Here is a 16,010-nt window from a genome sequence, read left to right on the forward strand (position 1 = left end):
CGCCTCCGGGGAAATCTCCGGATGGTGATGAATTCAGGATCTGTACCCCCGACCGGATTCGAACCGGCGCTACCGCCTTGAGAGGGCGGCGTGCTAGGCCGCTACACAACGGGGGCTCGCACTGCGCTTTACTGCTTTGTTTACCGCGTTTCCTACTTTATCAAAAGAAATCCGAGTGAATTTCTTTTGCTGGGGTACCAGGACTCGAACCTAGACTAAGGGAACCAGAAACCCTCGTGCTGCCAATTACACCATACCCCACCAGAACTCGACCTCCCTGAAGGGGTCTTGCTCGGGCTTGCTCCGTCCGTTCCGGCCTCTCGGCCCTCTCGGGCGGCGCAGGAAGAACATTACCCGAAGGTGGAGGGTGCTCCAAAACCGATAAGCCCGCGCAGCGGCCGGGACACCTCCCCGGCCCGCCCGGGGCGGCACGCGAGGGCGCCAGGCGGTCCCCACGCGCCCCGTACGGGCCCCGGCACCACAAAGGCCGGCAAAGGCCGAGGGCCCTCTCCCGCGGTCGCGTACCGCGGGAGAGGGCCCTCGGCCCGGACGGGTGCCGTCGCGTACCTACGCGGCCAGCTTCGCCAGCGCCGCGTCGACGCGGGCCAGGGTGCGCTCGCGGCCCAGGATCTGGAGGGACTCGAAGAGCGGCAGGCCGACCGTGCGGCCGGTGACGGCCACGCGGACCGGGGCCTGCGCCTTGCCGAGCTTGAGCCCGTGCGCCTCACCGGCGGCCAGGACGGCCTCCTTGAGGGAGTCCGGGCTCGACCAGTCGGCCGCCTCGAGCTTCTCGCGAGCCGTGCGCAGCAGGGCGTCGGAGCCCTCCTTCATGGCCTTGGTCCAGGACGCCTCGTCCTGGACGGGCTCCTTCAGGAAGAGGAAGTCGACGTTGGCCGTGATGTCGGAGAGGACCGTGACGCGGGTCTGGGCGTACGGGGCGATCGCCTCCCAGGCCGCCGGGTCGAAGTCCTCCGGGGCCCAGTTGGCGTGCGGGGCCCGCAGCCACGGGGCGCACGCGTCGGCGAACGCCTTCACGTCGAGGCGCCGGATGTGGTCGGCGTTGATCGACTCGGCCTTCTTGAGATCGAAGCGCGCCGGGTTGGCGTTGACGTCGGCGAGGTCGAACTTCGCCACCATCTCGTCGATCGAGAAGATGTCCTGGTCGGCCGAGAACGACCAGCCCAGCAGCGAGAGGTAGTTGAGCAGGCCCTCGGGGAGGAAGCCGCGCTCGCGGTAGAGGTTGAGGGACGCCTGCGGGTCGCGCTTGGAGAGCTTCTTGTTGCCCTCGCCCATCACGTACGGCAGGTGGCCGAAGGCCGGGATGTCCTTGGCGACGCCGAGCTCGATCAGCGCCTTGTAGAGCGCGATCTGGCGCGGGGTGGAGGACAGCAGGTCCTCGCCGCGCAGCACGTGCGTGATCTCCATCAGCGCGTCGTCGACGGGGTTGACGAGCGTGTAGAGCGGGGCGCCGTTCGCACGGACGATGCCGTAGTCGGTGACGTTCTCCGGCTGGACGGTGATCTCGCCGCGGACCAGGTCCGTGAAGGTGGTGGCCTCGTCCGGCATGCGGAAGCGGACGATGTGGCTGCGGCCCTCGGCCTCGTACGCCTGCTTCTGCTCGGCGCTCAGGTCACGGCACTGGCCGTCGTAGCCGGACGGCTTGCCGGCGGCGCGGGCGGCCTCGCGGCGGGCGTCGAGCTCCTCGGTCGTGCAGTAGCACGGGTAGGCGTAGCCGGCGTCCTGGAGCCTGGCCGCCACGTCGCGGTAGATGTCCATGCGCTGCGACTGGCGGTACGGGGCGTGCGGGCCGCCGACCTCGGGGCCCTCGTCCCAGTCGAAGCCCAGCCAGCGCATCGAGTCCAGCAGCTGCTCGTACGACTCCTCCGAGTCGCGCGCCGCGTCGGTGTCCTCGATGCGGAAGACCATGGTGCCGCCGTTGTGGCGGGCGAACGCCCAGTTGAAGAGGGCGGTGCGGACCAGGCCCACGTGGGGGTTGCCGGTCGGCGAGGGACAGAAACGGACGCGTACGGGAGTTGCGCTAGCCACGCTTGATCACCTTATTGGTGAGAGTGCCGATGCCTTCGATGGTGACGGCGACCTCGTCGCCGACGTTCAGGGGTCCGACGCCGGCCGGGGTGCCCGTGAGGACGACGTCGCCGGGGAGCAGCGTCATCGCCTCGGTGATGTGGACGATCAGGTCCTCGATGGAGCGCACCATGTCGCTCGTGCGGCCCAGCTGGCGCTGTTCGCCGTTGACGGTGCACATGATGCCGAGGTCGCCCGGGTCGAGCTCGGTCTCGACCCAGGGGCCGAGCGGGCAGGAGCTGTCGAAGCCCTTGGCGCGGGCCCACTGCTTCTCGCGCTGCTGGATGTCGCGCGCGGTGACGTCGTTGGCGCAGGTGTAGCCGAGGATGACGTCCTTCACGCGCTCGCGCGGGACCTCGCGGCACATCCGCCCGATGACCACGGCCAGCTCGGCCTCGTGGTGCACCTCGCTGGAGAAGGAGGGGTAGGCGATGGGGTCGCCGGGGCCGATGACCGAGGTGGACGGCTTGAAGAAGGCGACGGGGGCGTCGGGGACCTCGTTGCCCAGCTCGGCGGCGTGCTCGGCGTAGTTGCGCCCGATGCCGACGACCTTGTTGGGCAGCACGGGCGGCAGGAGCCGCACCTTGGAGAGGGGGATCTTCTGCCCCGAGCGCTCGAATTCGGCGAAGGGGTGGCCCTTGATGATGTCGAGGACGGGGCCGCCTTCGGTTGAGGCGTCCCCTTCCACGACGCCGAAGGCGACGTTGCCGTCGATGGAGAACCTGGCGATGCGCACGGGAAGCTGTTGCCCCTTATCTGATCCGGCCGGAGTCTGACCACATCAGGCTATCGCGGGGGGCGTGCGCGGCCCGTGCGCCGCCGGGCGTCGGCCCTGACCTCAGGTGCCGGCCTCAGGTCCTGGCCTCAGTCCTGGGGGGCCGCGACGGGCGCGGTCATGAGGACGGTGCGGCGCGGGTTGGCCGTGACGGAGGGCAGCTCGACGGCGTGCTCGCGGGGCTCCAGGGCGCGCAGCGCCTGGGCGCTCTCCAGGTGGGCGAGCGTCGTGCGGCGCGGGTTGGCCGTCTTGCGGGACACCAGCGTCGTCGTGGTCTTCGTCTTCTTGGTCGTCGTCTGCACTTGCTGCCTCGCGGTGTCGTGTGTCGCGGTCGTTTTCGCGGCCTGTGTAAAGGACCAGGCTAGGCGCGCCTATCCCCAGTCGTCCGCGCGAGAAGTCATGAGTTGCTTGTGAGTTTGCTCACGAGAGTGCCGAAAAAAGCCGCATAGCGGGCGGCTGTTCCGCCTTCACGAAACGGACATTGCTGTGCTGAAGCTGACGTTCCGCTCCTGATCATGGCGACTGGGACACGCGGCTGCCATGGGTACCGCGGGTGCGAATTGCCGTTGATCACCCCATATAAAGGCTCTGGTCCTCTACAGGCCGTGACGAAGGGCGCCACCGAGCGTCACGGACCGCAGGGGGCCGTGCACCGGCCTTGTTGGGAGATCCGGCACTGTGCTGGAATTCCACGGACCGCCAGGGGGCAACCGCGGTCCCCCCACGACTCGACACCGTCCCGCCGCTCCACCGGTGGGACGCCTGGTCCAGAGGTTGCGACGCTAGTGCAGGGACGTTTCAAGAGGGATGGCAGCGCTGCGGCGGAGCCGGAGCCGCGCGGTGCGACCGACCGCGGCACGTCCGTCGACGCGCCGACCGGTGGCGAATCCGCCGAACGGTCGAAGTCCACGTCGAAGGCGAAGGGGCCCAGCGGGCCGGGTTCACGAATAGCCCTGCGCAACTGGCGCATTTCAACCCGTCTCGTCTCCCTGCTCGCCCTCCCCGTCGTGGCGGCGACGACCCTGGGTGCCCTGCGTATCGACAGCTCGCTTCAGAACGTCGACCAGCTCGACCACATGAAGCTCCTGACGGACATGACGAGCAAGGCCACCGCACTGGCCAGCGCCCTGCAGGACGAGCGCGACAAGTCCGCCGGCCCGCTGTCCGCCGGCACCCCGGACGACGACAGCGTCGTCTCGACCCGGCAGCGCACCGACAAGAACATCCAGGCGTTCAGCGACGCCACCCAGGGCCTGAAGCCCAACGACCCGACGATGGTCGGTGTCCAGAGCACCCTGGTGGACATCACCCGCCAGCTGAAGAAGATCCAGTCGGTCCGGCAGAACGCCTTCCACGATCCGGGCTACATCGCCCAGACCGTCAACAACTACGACTCGCTGATCAACTCCCTGCTGTCGCTCTCGCAGGACATGGCCCAGGCCACCAGCAACAGCGACATGATCACCGCGACCCGCTCGCTGGCGACGTTCTCCGCCGCCAAGGAGTACGCCTCCATCCAGCGCGCCGTGATCACCGCGGCGCTCGCCGCCAAGGGCGGCCCCAGCCTCTCGGCCAACGACCGCCAGTACGGCGACGAGGCGCGGCAGGCCGAGGACCAGGCGATGAAGCGGTTCTCCGCGATCCACGCCGACGACGCGAAGACGCTGCTCCAGGCCCTCGAGGGCGGTGTCGCCGACGTCACCGCGGCGGATGCCCTCGCCGGGCGCATCCTGTCCAAGGACGGCGGGATCAAGGACGCCCAGACCTCCTGGCGCGACTGGTCCGACCAGTCCGGCACCAAGCTCACCGAGATGTCCAAGGTCGAGCAGGACCTGCTCTCCCAGATGGTGCAGAAGGCGCGTGAACTGCGCGACGACGCCCAGCAGGAAGCCATCCTCAACGGTGTGCTGATCGTGCTCGTCCTCGGCATCTCGCTCGTCGGCGCCTTCGTCGTGGCGCGGTCCATGGTGCGCTCGCTGCGCCGCCTGCAGGACACCGCGCAGAAGGTCGCCCAGGAACGTCTGCCCGAGCTCGTCAAGCAGCTCTCCGAGACCGACCCGCAGGACGTCGACACGTCCGTGGAGTCCGTCGGCGTGCACAGCACGGACGAGATCGGCAAGGTGGCCGCGGCCTTCGACGACGTGCACCGCGAGGCCGTCCGCCTCGCCGCCGAGCAGGCGTTGCTGCGAGGCAACGTCAACGCGATGTTCACCAACCTCTCGCGCCGCAGCCAGGGCCTCATCCAGCGTCAGCTGTCGCTGATCTCCGAGCTGGAGAGCCGCGAGGCCGACCCCGACCAGCTCTCCTCGCTGTTCAAGCTCGACCACCTCGCGACCCGCATGCGCCGTAACGGCGAGAACCTCCTCGTCCTCGCGGGTGAGGAGCCCGGCCGCCGGTGGACCCGGCCCGTGCCCCTCGTCGACGTCCTGCGCGCCGCCGCGTCCGAGGTCGAGCAGTACGAGCGCATCGAGCTCAGCGGTGTGCCGCCGACCGAGGTCGCCGGCCGCGTGGTCAACGACCTCGTGCACCTCCTCGCCGAGCTGCTGGAGAACGCGACGTCGTTCTCCTCCCCGCAGACCAAGGTCAAGGTCACCGGTCACGCGCTGCCCGACGGCCGCGTGCTGGTCGAGATCCACGACACCGGCATCGGTCTCTCCCCGGAGGACCTCGCCTCGATCAACGAGCGGCTCGCCAGCCCGCCGACCGTGGACGTGTCGGTCTCCCGCCGCATGGGCCTGTTCGTGGTCGGCCGCCTGTCCCTGCGACACGGCGTCCGCATCCAGCTGCGCCCCTCCGACTCGGGCGGCACCACCGCGCTCGTCATGCTGCCGGTCGACGTCGCCCAGGGCGGCAAGCGGCCGATGCCGGGTGCCACCGGCACGCCTGCCCCGGCCGGCATGCCCCCCGCCCCCGGCGGCAAGGGCGGCGGCCCCGGCCTCATGGGCGGCTCCGCGCCGCGCCGTCAGGTCCCGGGCAGCGGCCCGCGCCCGGCGCTGTCCGGCCGCCCCGCCACGACGGAGAGCGGTCTGCCGACGCGCCCCGTCCCCGCGCCCGGCGCGGGCAACGGCGCCGGTCCGGCGGCCGGTTCGACCGGTGGCAGCCTCTTCGACGCCGCGCCGCGCGGTGGCGCGGACGCCAGGGGCGCCGACGGCCGCCCCGCGCTGCCGTCCCGTGGTGACGGCGGCCCCGCCGCCATCCCCCCGGCGAGCGAGAACGTCCGCCGCCCGCAGATGCCGAGGCGCCGGGGCAACGGTCCCGCGGCGGCTCCCGGCTCCGCGGCGCCCGACCTGCCGACCCGCAAGACCCCCAGCTGGGGCAACCAGCAGCAGCCGGACGCCCCGAAGCCGCCGGCCGACGACTGGCCGATGCCGTCCTCGGACGCCGCGGGCCGCGCCGCGCAGGACACTCCGCGCGGCCACCAGGACGTCGACGCCGCCTCCACGGGCAGCTACCCCGTGCCCGCGGACGGCACGTCGGGCGGGTTCGCCCTGCCCGCCGCCGGTCCCGGCGACACGGCCCAGTTCCCGGCGATCGGGTCCGCGCCCGAGCCGTCCGGCAGCACGTCCGGCCAGTACGCGCGGCCCGACGGACCCGGCTCCACCGGCCAGTTCGACCTCCCGGACAGCACGGGCGGCCGCCACGCGCAGCCGAACGACCCCGGTACGACGGGCCAGTTCGCCCTGCCCGCGGGCACGGACGCGCCGAACAGCACGTCCGGCCAGTACGCCCGGCCCGACGGACCCGGCTCCACCGGCCAGTTCGACTTCTCCGGCAGCACGAGCGGGCAGTACGCGCGGCCCGAGGCCCCGGCGGACGACTGGCCGCTGGGTGACGGCGGCACGGGCGGCCACACCCGCCCCGGCGCCGCACAGCCGCAGGGCGACGGCCGGACCCCGCTCTTCGAGGAGCTGGAGTCCAACTGGTTCCGCGGTACCGACGAGAACCAGCCACCCGCCGCGCCGGTGCCCCCGGCCGGCACCGCGCAGCGGCTGCCGCGGCGCGAGCCGCGCCAGACCCTCGACGACCCGCAGCGCTCGCAGGTGCCGCCCGCCCCGCGGGCGGACCGGCCGCAGCCGGCCGCGCAGGACAACTGGCGCGACTCCCCCAACGACGAGCGCTGGCGCCGGGCCGAGCAGGTCCGCGAGCCGGCCGCGGGCGGGATCACCCCGTCCGGTCTGCCGCGCCGCGTGCCGCGCGCGAACCTCGTCGAGGGCACCGCGGAGCAGCAGCAGAACCAACCGACCGGTCCGCAGGTCTCGCGCGCGCCCGACGACGTGCGCGGCCGTCTGACCAACCTTCGCCGGGGCATCCAGCAGGGCCGCCAGGCCGGCAACTCCTCGGCCACCGGCAGCCACAACGTTGGCCCCACTTACCAGCAGGAGCGTTAGTTGAGTCCGATGAGCCAGGCGGCGCAGAACCTGAACTGGTTGATCACCAGTTTCGTGGAGAGCACCCCGGGGGTGTCCCACACCGTCGTGGTCTCCGCCGACGGACTCCTTCTGGCGATGTCCGAAGGTTTCCCGCGGGACCGCGCGGACCAGCTGGCGGCGGTCGCCTCCGGCCTGACCTCGCTCACGGCCGGAGCCTCCCGGATCTTCGAGGGCGGCGCGGTCAACCAGACCGTGGTGGAGATGGAACGCGGCTTCCTCTTCATCATGTCCGTCTCCGACGGATCCTCCCTGGCCGTACTCGCCCACCCCGAGTGCGACATCGGCCTCGTGGGCTACGAGATGGCCCTCCTCGTCGACCGCGCGGGCACCGTCCTGACGCCCGATCTCCGCGCCGAGCTCCAGGGCAGCCTGCTGAACTGACCCCCGCACCCCGCAGATACCGTCCGACCGCACGGCCGAAAACCCCCCACCGGCCACCGCTCGACGGCATTATTGCCATCCTGCTGTCCCGTCCGGAGGATTCATGACCCCGCCCGCCTCGCCCGGCCCGTACGGCGCTTCTCATCACGCGTCGTACGGGAGTGAAGGCGACCAGCCGCTGGTCCGCCCCTATGCCATGACGGGTGGCCGCACCCGGCCGCGCTACCAGCTCGCCATCGAGGCCCTGGTCAGCTCCACGGCCGATCCGGCGCACCTTCAGGGGCTGCTCCCCGAGCACCAGCGGATCTGTCACCTGTGCCGGGAGGTCAAGTCCGTCGCGGAGGTCTCGGCGCTGCTGAACATGCCCCTGGGTGTGGCGCGCATCCTCGTCGCGGACCTGGCGGAGGCCGGAATGGTGGCGATCCACCAGCCGGGCGGCAGCGGCGAGTCCGGCGGGACGCCGGATGTGACACTGCTCGAAAGGGTGCTCAGTGGACTTCGGAAGCTCTAGCGGGGGCGTCGGCCGTTCCACCACGTCCGCGAAGATAGTCGTGGCGGGCGGCTTCGGCGTCGGCAAGACCACGTTCGTGGGCGCGGTCTCGGAGATCAGCCCGCTGCGTACCGAAGCCGTGATGACGTCCGCCTCCGCGGGGATCGACGATCTCACGCACGCGCCGGACAAGACCACGACGACCGTGGCGATGGATTTCGGCCGCATCACGCTGGACGACGATCTGATCCTCTATCTGTTCGGGACGCCGGGTCAGGACCGCTTCTGGTTCATGTGGGACGACCTGGTGCGCGGCGCGATCGGCGCGGTCGTGCTGGTGGACACCCGCCGGCTCGCGGACTGTTTCCCGGCGGTCGACTACTTCGAGAACAGCGGCCTGCCGTTCGTCATCGCCCTCAACGGCTTCGACGGCCACCAGCCGTACGGTCCCGAGGAGGTGCGCGAGGCGCTCCAGATCGGCCCGGACACCCCGATCATCACGACGGACGCCCGCCACCGCAACGAGGCGAAGAGCGCCCTCATCACTCTTGTCGAGCACGCCCTGATGGCGCGGTTGAAGTAGCTCCGCGCAATCTCCTGGTTGTCGGAAATGGGTTGTGGTATTGAACACGACCCGGCGGTGCGTTCATAACGTTTCGACAGAGAATCGGCCGGACGTGGACACAGTCTGCGTTCGGCCAGCTCCGCTCTGCTCATGATTCGCCCGCCATTTGGCGCCGCTCGCTCTTAATGCCCGTTTTATGTCGGGCAAATCGCTTCGGCCGTCGGCTGTGCGCACTGTTTGGAATGCGCACGCCTGACGTGCTGGAATTCCAGGAACTGAGCGGTAACGGCTCAGTTCGAAAAACGGCACACAACGCAGGTGCCGACGCCGAGAGGTTGTTGGTCGAGTGACGCGCAGAAAGACGGGCGCCGCACAGCAGGCGCGGGACGAGCGGGGCAACTTCACCCCGCCGTCGCGCACAGCGGTGCCGCCTTCCGACGTGCCCGAAACGCCCGCCCCGCCGACCGCGGCCCGCGGCGGCCGCTTCTCGCCCCGCAACTGGCGTGTGCCCGTCCGCCTGAACGCGATCCTGATGATCCCGGTGCTGGTGGCCCTGGTCTTCGGCGGACTCGACGTCAAGGGCTCGGTGGACACCTGGACCGAGGCCAAGGACGCGGCGAACACCGCGCGTCTGGTCCGTGCCGCGGCCACGTACGCCCACGCCGTCCTCGACGAGCGCGACCTGAGCACGCAGCCGATGCTGCTGGGCAACCGCGACGACGCCGTCGTCAAGAAGGCGCAGGCCACGACGGACTCCGCCAAGGCGGAGTTCGACAAGGCCGTCTCCAAGGCCCCGGCCACCCCGACCCTCAAGCGCCGCCTGAAGCTCTTCCGCGAGGCGGAGCTGACGCTGCCGAAGCTGCGCAAGGTGGCCTTCACCTCCGCGCTGCCGAAGGTGCAGTCGGAGGACGGCTACGGCGCGATCCAGCAGCCGCTGATGACCTTCGCCAACGAGCTGGGCCTGGGCACCGGCAACAACTCCTACGGCCGCATGGTCTACGCGATCGAGCTGGCGAAGGCCGCCGAGTCGCTCCAGCGCTCCATCGGCACCCACCTGCTGGTCAAGCCGGTCGAGAACGAGGCCGACCGGGCCGCCCTGACGACCGCGTTCATCTCGTACAACTTCCTGGAGTCCATCGCCCGGCGTGAGTACGACGCCGCCGGCGGCGAGGACGACATCAGCCGCCTGAACGACATCATGGCCACCAAGGCCAAGACGTCCGAGCAGGACAAGATCTTCAACGCGATCGCGGCGGGCAGCACGCAGAAGCAGCTGAAGGCCGCGGACATCACCGCGGACAGCTGGTTCACGGCCTCCACGGCGAAGTTCGACGCCTACCGCGAGGTCGAGAAGGAGCTGGCCGACAAGGCGGTGAACGAGGCCGAGAGCGTCTCGTCCGACGCCCAGCAGACCGCGTACATCAACGCCTCGATCCTGATCGCGGTTCTCATCATCGCCTTCTTCGTGGCCGGCATGATGGCGCGCTCGATGAGCCGCAACATGCGCCACCTGCGCCGCGCGGCCTTCGACGTCGCCGAGCAGCGGCTGCCCGCGCTGGTCGACCAGCTCTCGCGCACCGACCCCGGCCGCGTGGACACCCGGATCCAGCCCATCCCGATCACCACCCGGGACGAGATCGGCGAGGTCGCCCGCGCCTTCGACCAGGTGCACCGCGAGGCCGTCCGGCTCGCCGCCGAGCAGGCGCTGCTGCGGGGCAACGTCAACGCGATCTTCACCAACCTCTCGCGCCGCAACCAGTCCCTGATCGAGGGCCAGCTGACCCTGATCACGGAGCTGGAGGAGAACGAGGCCGACCCGGACCAGCTGGAGAACCTCTTCCGCCTGGACCACCTGGCCACCCGCATGCGCCGCAACGGCGAGAACCTCCTGGTCCTCGCCGGCGAGGAGCCCGGCCGCCGCTGGGACCAGCCGGTCCCGCTGGTCGACGTGCTGCGCGCCGCCTCCTCCGAGGTGGAGGCGTACGAGCGCATCGAGCTGTCCGGCGTCCCCGACGCCGAGATCCACGGCCTGGCCGTGACCGACCTCGTGCACCTCCTCGCGGAGCTGCTGGAGAACGCCACCACCTTCTCCTCCCCGCACACCAAGGTCCGCGTCACCGCGACCCGGCTGCCCGACGGCCGCGTCATGGTCGAGATCCACGACAAGGGCATCGGCCTGACCGCCGAGGACTTCGCGGACATCAACCACCGCCTGGCCAACCCGCCGTCCGTGGACGTCGCGATCGCCCAGCGCATGGGCCTGTTCGTGGTCGGCCGCCTGGCGACCCGCCACGGCATCCGCGTCCAGCTGCGCCCCTCCGGCGAGCAGGCCGGCACCACCTCGCTGGTGATGCTCCCGGACGCCATCACGCACGGTGGTGGCGGCGAGGACGAGCAGTCCGGCGACGACTTCACGGTCTCCCGGATGGTGCCCGAGCAGCAGGCGGCGCCCATCGGCCGGTTCCGCACCGCGGCCGAGCTCGGCTTCGACGACTCGCGCTACGAGCCCCGGCAGGAGAACTCCGGCGCCCCGGCGCTGGACCCGGTCGGCCGCTCGCGACTGCGCGAGGAGCGCCGCGCGGCCCTGGAGGCGCAGGTGGCCGAAGGCCGCCCGCTGTTCCAGGACCAGGTCTCCCAGCAGCCGTTCGAGCAGCAGTCGTTCGAGCAGCAGGGTTACGAGCAGCAGGCCGCTCAGCAGCAGCCTTACGAGCAGCGGCCCGACCAGGACACCGGCGGCCACGCGCTCCCGTACCCCGGTCAGCACGCGACGGGCCAGCACGCGGTGCCGCAGCACGGTCAGCACTCGACCGGGCAGCACGCGATGCCGCAGCAGGACCAGCACTCGACGGGTCAGCACCAGGCGCCGCAGCAGGGCCACGAGCCCTACGAGCAGACGGCCCAGCACGCCTACCCCGAGCCCGGCTATTCGGACGCCGGCTATGCGGAACCGGGTTACCCCGGGCAGCAGCAGGGCTTCGACGGTTTCGCCGGCCAGGCCCAGCAGGGCGGGTGGCAGGAGTCCGGTCCGTACCAGAACGCCACCCAGCGGGGTTACGGAGCGGATTCGGAATCCCTGGCGCCCGCTGACACGGCACAGCCGGAGCGCGTAGAGTTCGACCGTCCGGGCCCCGCCTCGAGCGGCTCCCACTCGCTGACCGGGTCCGGTCTGCCGCGCCGCGCGAAGCAGTGGCAGCAGTCCGATCCAGTCGAGGACGCCGCGGGGGCCGGCGATGCGGAGCAGCCTCAGCAGGACGTCCGACAGCAGCCGCAGGAGGGCGACGAGCCCGACTGGCGATCGACGAACGACGAGCGCTGGCACCGCGCCGAGCAGCTCCGTGAGCCGAAAGCCGGCGGAATCACCCCCTCCGGTCTCCCCCGCCGCGTGCCCAAGGCCAATCTGATCGAGGGCAAGGCGGCGCAGACCCCCCAGGGCGGCGCCCAGATATCCCGTGCCCCGGAGGACGTACGCGGCAGGCTGAGCAATCTGCGCCGCGGCATCCAGCAGGGACGCAGCGCGGGCGGCGACACCGCCGGCCCCGCGCAGGAGCAGCATGAGCAACACGACCAGGGCTTCGGCCCCGGCGGCACCTACGATCAGGAGCGTTAGTGTGAGCCCGATGAGCCAGGCGGCGCAGAACCTGAACTGGTTGATCACCAGTTTCGTGGAGAACACCCCAGGGGTGTCCCACACCGTCGTGGTCTCCGCCGACGGACTCCTTCTGGCGATGTCCGAAGGTTTCCCGCGGGACCGCGCGGACCAGCTGGCGGCGGTCGCCTCCGGCCTGACCTCGCTCACGGCCGGAGCCTCCCGGATCTTCGAGGGCGGCGCGGTCAACCAGACCGTGGTGGAGATGGAACGCGGCTTCCTCTTCATCATGTCCGTCTCCGACGGATCCTCCCTGGCCGTACTCGCCCACCCCGAGTGCGACATCGGCCTCGTGGGCTACGAGATGGCCCTCCTCGTCGACCGCGCGGGCACCGTCCTGACGCCCGATCTCCGCGCCGAACTGCAGGGGAGCCTTCTCAACTAGCAAAGAGGCAGTGCGTTTCGCGCCACCGCGCCATAAGGTGCGGTGGCGCGACCAGCAGCAGACAGGCGAGTTGGAGGAGGATTGACGTGGCAACGCCCCCAGGCGGTTACCCGTATGGCAATGAACAGCAGGGTCAGCCCCCGCTGAACCGCTTCAACTTCCCTTCTGCGCCGAGTCATCAAGCGCACGCGGAGCCGCCGCGCCCACCGCAGCACGTGCAGCAGGTGCCGCAGCAACAGCAGCACCGGCGCGCGGCTCAGGGGTCCCCCTCGGGGGGCAAGAAGCACAATCCGCTGGTCCGTCCGTACGCGATGACCGGTGGCCGTACCCGGCCGCGCTACCAGCTCGCCATCGAGGCACTGGTGCACACCACGGCCCAGCCGTCCCAGCTCCAAGGGCAGTTGCCGGAACACCAGCGCATCTGCCATCTGTGCCGTGAGATCAAGTCGGTCGCCGAGATCTCGGCACTTCTCTCCATCCCCCTCGGCGTCGCCCGAATCCTCGTCGCCGACTTGGCGGAGGCCGGGCTCGTCGCCATCCATCAGCCCGGCGGCGACGAGTCCGCCGGCGGCCAGCCTGACGTGACACTGCTCGAAAGGGTGCTCAGTGGACTTCGGAACCTCTAGCGGCGAGGCGGTCCGCTCCACCACCTCCGCGAAGATCGTGGTGGCGGGTGGATTCGGCGTGGGCAAGACCACGTTCGTCGGCGCGGTCTCGGAGATCAACCCGCTGCGCACCGAAGCCGTGATGACGTCCGCCTCCGCGGGGATCGACGATCTCACGCACGCGCCGGACAAGACCACGACGACCGTGGCCATGGACTTCGGCCGTATCACCCTGGACCAGGACCTGATCCTGTACCTCTTCGGCACCCCGGGCCAGGACCGCTTCTGGTTCATGTGGGACGACCTGGTGCGCGGCGCGATCGGTGCCGTCGTCCTCGTCGACACCCGCCGGCTCGCCGACTGCTTCCCGGCGGTCGACTACTTCGAGAACAGCGGCCTGCCGTTCGTCATCGCCCTCAACGGCTTCGACGGCCACCAGCCGTACACCCCGGAGGAGGTCCGCGAGGCCCTCCAGATCGGCCCGGACGCGCCGATCATCACGACGGACGCCCGTCACCGCAACGAGGCCAAGAGCGCCCTCATCACCCTGGTCGAGCACGCCCTGATGGCGCGCCTGCGGTGAGCGGATCGGCTGCGCCGACGCGAAAAGGTCCCCACACTCACGGAGTGCGGGGACCTTCTGCGTATGCCGGGGCTTGTCCCGGGGCTCGGGAACGGAACGCGAAACGCCGGACAGGCTGAAGGATCAGCCCGTCCGGCGTCGCGGTGGTGAGGGTCAGCCCTGCCAGCTGTGCGGCGCCCTGAAGCCCGGCGTGCGCTCCAGGCGGCGCCACCCGGCGGCCGTGCGGCGGGGCCGCGCGGGAGCCGCGTCGGTGCCGAACGCAGCCGCACGGGCGAGCAGGACGGCCGTGACCGCGGCCACTTCCTCCGCGTCGGCCGTGCCCTTCTCGACGCGTACGAGCGTGTTCTCCATGCTGTGACTCCCTTACTGGGGCGGGTTGCCGTGCTTGCGGGAGGGCAGGTCCGCGTGCTTCGTGGCGAGCATCGCCAGCGACCTGATGAGCACCGACCGGGTCTCGACCGGGTCGATCACGTCGTCCACCAGCCCGCGCTCGGCGGCGTAGTACGGGTGCATGAGCTCAGCCTTGTACTCCTTGACCATCCGCGCCCGCATGGCCTCGGGGTCGTCCGCCTCGGCGATCTGCTTGCGGAAGATCACGTTGGCCGCGCCCTCGGCGCCCATGACGGCGATCTCGTTGGTCGGCCAGGCGTAGGTGAGGTCGGCGCCGATGGACTGGGAGTCCATGACGATGTACGCGCCGCCGTACGCCTTGCGCAGGATCACCGAGATCCGCGGCACCGTGGCGTTGCAGTACGCGTACAGCAGCTTGGCGCCGTGGCGGATGATTCCACCGTGCTCCTGGTCGACGCCGGGGAGAAAGCCCGGTACGTCCAGAAGAGTGATGATCGGGATATTGAAGGCGTCGCACATCTGGATGAAGCGGGCGGCCTTCTCGCTCGCCTCGATGTCCAGGACACCGGCGAGGGACTGCGGCTGGTTGGCGACGATGCCGACGACCTGGCCGTCCAGCCGGGACAGCGCGCAGATGATGTTGGTGGCCCAGCGCTCGTGGACCTCCAGGTACTCGCCGTCGTCGACGAGCTCCTCGATGACCTTGCGCATGTCGTACGGGCGGTTGCCGTCGGCCGGGACCAGGTCGAGGAGGGCCTCGCCGACGCGGTCGGCGGGGTCCTCGCTCGCCACGCGGGGCGGGTTCTCCCGGTTGTTCTGCGGCAGCAGCGACAGGAGGTAGCGCACCTCCTCCAGGCACGTCTCCTCGTCGTCGTAGGCGAAGTGGGCCACGCCGGAGGTCTCGGCGTGCACGTCCGCGCCGCCCAGGCCGTTCTGGCTGATCTCCTCGCCGGTGACGGCGCGCACGACGTCGGGGCCGGTGATGAACATCTGCGAGGTCTCACGGACCATGAAGACGAAGTCCGTGAGCGCCGGGCTGTAGGCCGCGCCACCGGCGCAGGGGCCGAGCATCACGCTGATCTGCGGGATGACGCCGGAGGCCCGGGTGTTGCGCTGGAAGATCCCGCCGTAGCCGGCGAGCGCCGAGACGCCCTCCTGGATGCGGGCGCCGGCGCCGTCGTTCAGGGACACCAGGGGCGCCCCGGCCGAGATGGCCATGTCCATAATCTTGTGGATCTTGGTGGCGTGCGCCTCGCCGAGCGCACCGCCGAAGATCCGGAAGTCGTGGGCGTAGACGAAGACCGTACGGCCGTGGACGGTGCCCCAGCCGGTGATCACACCGTCGGTGTAGGGCTTCTTGCTCTCCAGTCCGAACCCCGAAGCCCGGTGCCGCCGCAGCGGCTCCACCTCGGAGAACGACCCCTCGTCCAGGAGCAGGTCGATCCGCTCCCGGGCCGTCAGCTTCCCCTTGGCCTTCTGGGCCTGGGTCGCCCGCTCGCTCGGACCACGCCGAACCTGCTCGCGGATGGCGTGCAGCTCGGCGACGCGCCCACGGACGTCACTCGCCTCTACGGGCGCACCTTCGAGATTGCTCATGCATAGACGGTACGCGGCGGAACGGCCGGAAACTCATGTCGGTTCCATACAACGTCCTGTGCGATTTGGTGGGCAGGCGTCACAGAAGCGCACAGTGACTGGGGTCCGACCCACCCCC

Annotated in this window: 13 protein-coding genes and 2 tRNA genes; 8 read left to right on the forward strand and 7 right to left on the reverse strand. The window is 70.5% G+C overall.

Features of this window, described 5'->3' with window-relative positions:
• Positions 1 to 43 precede the first annotated feature (43 nt).
• The 5 genes from ACFY1P_RS00295 to ACFY1P_RS00315 form a co-directional block, all read right to left on the reverse strand.
• Positions 44 to 116, reverse strand: a tRNA-Glu gene (locus ACFY1P_RS00295).
• A 73-nt stretch (positions 117 to 189) separates the two neighbouring features.
• A tRNA-Gln gene (locus ACFY1P_RS00300) sits at positions 190 to 261 on the reverse strand.
• Positions 262 to 567: 306 nt separating this feature from the next.
• The gene (gene gltX / locus ACFY1P_RS00305; RefSeq protein WP_361534862.1) at positions 568 to 2,046 is read right to left on the reverse strand and encodes a glutamate--tRNA ligase; all 1,479 of its coding nucleotides are present in this window, start codon (positions 2,044 to 2,046) and stop codon (positions 568 to 570) included.
• Positions 2,039 to 2,821: a fumarylacetoacetate hydrolase family protein gene (locus ACFY1P_RS00310; RefSeq protein ID WP_390749232.1), complete on the reverse strand. Its 783-nt coding sequence runs from the start codon at positions 2,819 to 2,821 to the stop codon at positions 2,039 to 2,041. The genes gltX and ACFY1P_RS00310 overlap by 8 nt, the downstream gene beginning before the upstream one ends.
• 128 nt (positions 2,822 to 2,949) lie before the next feature.
• Positions 2,950 to 3,162, reverse strand: coding sequence for a hypothetical protein (locus ACFY1P_RS00315; RefSeq protein ID WP_361534868.1), 213 nt, complete (start codon positions 3,160 to 3,162; stop codon positions 2,950 to 2,952).
• A gap of 483 nt (positions 3,163 to 3,645) precedes the next feature.
• Here ACFY1P_RS00315 and ACFY1P_RS00320 point away from each other — a divergent pair, with 483 nt between their 5' ends.
• From ACFY1P_RS00320 to ACFY1P_RS00355, 8 genes are all read left to right on the forward strand, one after another.
• Positions 3,646 to 7,248 (forward strand): nitrate- and nitrite sensing domain-containing protein, encoded by a 3,603-nt coding sequence (locus tag ACFY1P_RS00320; RefSeq protein WP_390749233.1) that lies wholly within the window; start codon positions 3,646 to 3,648, stop codon positions 7,246 to 7,248.
• A gap of 9 nt (positions 7,249 to 7,257) precedes the next feature.
• Positions 7,258 to 7,671, forward strand: a complete 414-nt coding sequence (locus ACFY1P_RS00325) for a roadblock/LC7 domain-containing protein (protein ID WP_361526074.1) — start codon at positions 7,258 to 7,260, stop codon at positions 7,669 to 7,671.
• A gap of 103 nt (positions 7,672 to 7,774) precedes the next feature.
• On the forward strand, positions 7,775 to 8,182 hold the full coding sequence (locus ACFY1P_RS00330; RefSeq protein WP_116214075.1) for a DUF742 domain-containing protein: 408 nt from the start codon (positions 7,775 to 7,777) through the stop codon (positions 8,180 to 8,182).
• On the forward strand, positions 8,163 to 8,744 hold the full coding sequence (locus tag ACFY1P_RS00335) for an ATP/GTP-binding protein (protein WP_361526071.1): 582 nt from the start codon (positions 8,163 to 8,165) through the stop codon (positions 8,742 to 8,744). Before ACFY1P_RS00330 ends, ACFY1P_RS00335 begins: the two co-directional genes overlap by 20 nt.
• Positions 8,745 to 9,072: 328 nt before the next feature.
• Positions 9,073 to 12,333: a nitrate- and nitrite sensing domain-containing protein gene (locus ACFY1P_RS00340; protein ID WP_390749234.1), complete on the forward strand. Its 3,261-nt coding sequence runs from the start codon at positions 9,073 to 9,075 to the stop codon at positions 12,331 to 12,333.
• A 10-nt stretch (positions 12,334 to 12,343) separates the two neighbouring features.
• Positions 12,344 to 12,757 (forward strand): roadblock/LC7 domain-containing protein, encoded by a 414-nt coding sequence (locus ACFY1P_RS00345; protein WP_162890378.1) that lies wholly within the window; start codon positions 12,344 to 12,346, stop codon positions 12,755 to 12,757.
• A gap of 86 nt (positions 12,758 to 12,843) precedes the next feature.
• Complete coding sequence (locus tag ACFY1P_RS00350) at positions 12,844 to 13,383, forward strand: DUF742 domain-containing protein (RefSeq protein WP_361526065.1); 540 nt, start codon at positions 12,844 to 12,846, stop codon at positions 13,381 to 13,383.
• Positions 13,364 to 13,945, forward strand: coding sequence for an ATP/GTP-binding protein (locus tag ACFY1P_RS00355; protein ID WP_116214070.1), 582 nt, complete (start codon positions 13,364 to 13,366; stop codon positions 13,943 to 13,945). The genes ACFY1P_RS00350 and ACFY1P_RS00355 overlap by 20 nt, the downstream gene beginning before the upstream one ends.
• A 153-nt stretch (positions 13,946 to 14,098) precedes the next feature.
• Here the strand turns inward: ACFY1P_RS00355 and ACFY1P_RS00360 are convergent, their stop codons facing one another.
• Complete coding sequence (locus ACFY1P_RS00360) at positions 14,099 to 14,296, reverse strand: acyl-CoA carboxylase subunit epsilon (RefSeq protein ID WP_361526061.1); 198 nt, start codon at positions 14,294 to 14,296, stop codon at positions 14,099 to 14,101.
• 12 nt (positions 14,297 to 14,308) lie between these two features.
• Entirely contained in the window at positions 14,309 to 15,892 is a 1,584-nt protein-coding gene (locus tag ACFY1P_RS00365; RefSeq protein WP_361526058.1) for an acyl-CoA carboxylase subunit beta, read from the reverse strand.
• Positions 15,893 to 16,010 lie beyond the last annotated feature (118 nt).

This window comes from Streptomyces sp. NPDC001407 (genome assembly GCF_042895325.1).
In the GTDB taxonomy this organism is placed as follows: domain Bacteria; phylum Actinomycetota; class Actinomycetes; order Streptomycetales; family Streptomycetaceae; genus Streptomyces.

Coding starts and splice junctions, on each gene's coding strand:
- ACFY1P_RS00325 (WP_361526074.1), top strand. CDS start 7,258: ATGAGCCAGGCGGCGCAGAACCTGAACTGGTTGATCACCAGTTTCGTG.
- ACFY1P_RS00360 (WP_361526061.1), bottom strand. CDS start 14,296: ATGGAGAACACGCTCGTACGCGTCGAGAAGGGCACGGCCGACGCGGAG.
- ACFY1P_RS00345 (WP_162890378.1), top strand. CDS start 12,344: ATGAGCCAGGCGGCGCAGAACCTGAACTGGTTGATCACCAGTTTCGTG.
- ACFY1P_RS00330 (WP_116214075.1), top strand. CDS start 7,775: ATGACCCCGCCCGCCTCGCCCGGCCCGTACGGCGCTTCTCATCACGCG.
- ACFY1P_RS00365 (WP_361526058.1), bottom strand. CDS start 15,892: ATGAGCAATCTCGAAGGTGCGCCCGTAGAGGCGAGTGACGTCCGTGGG.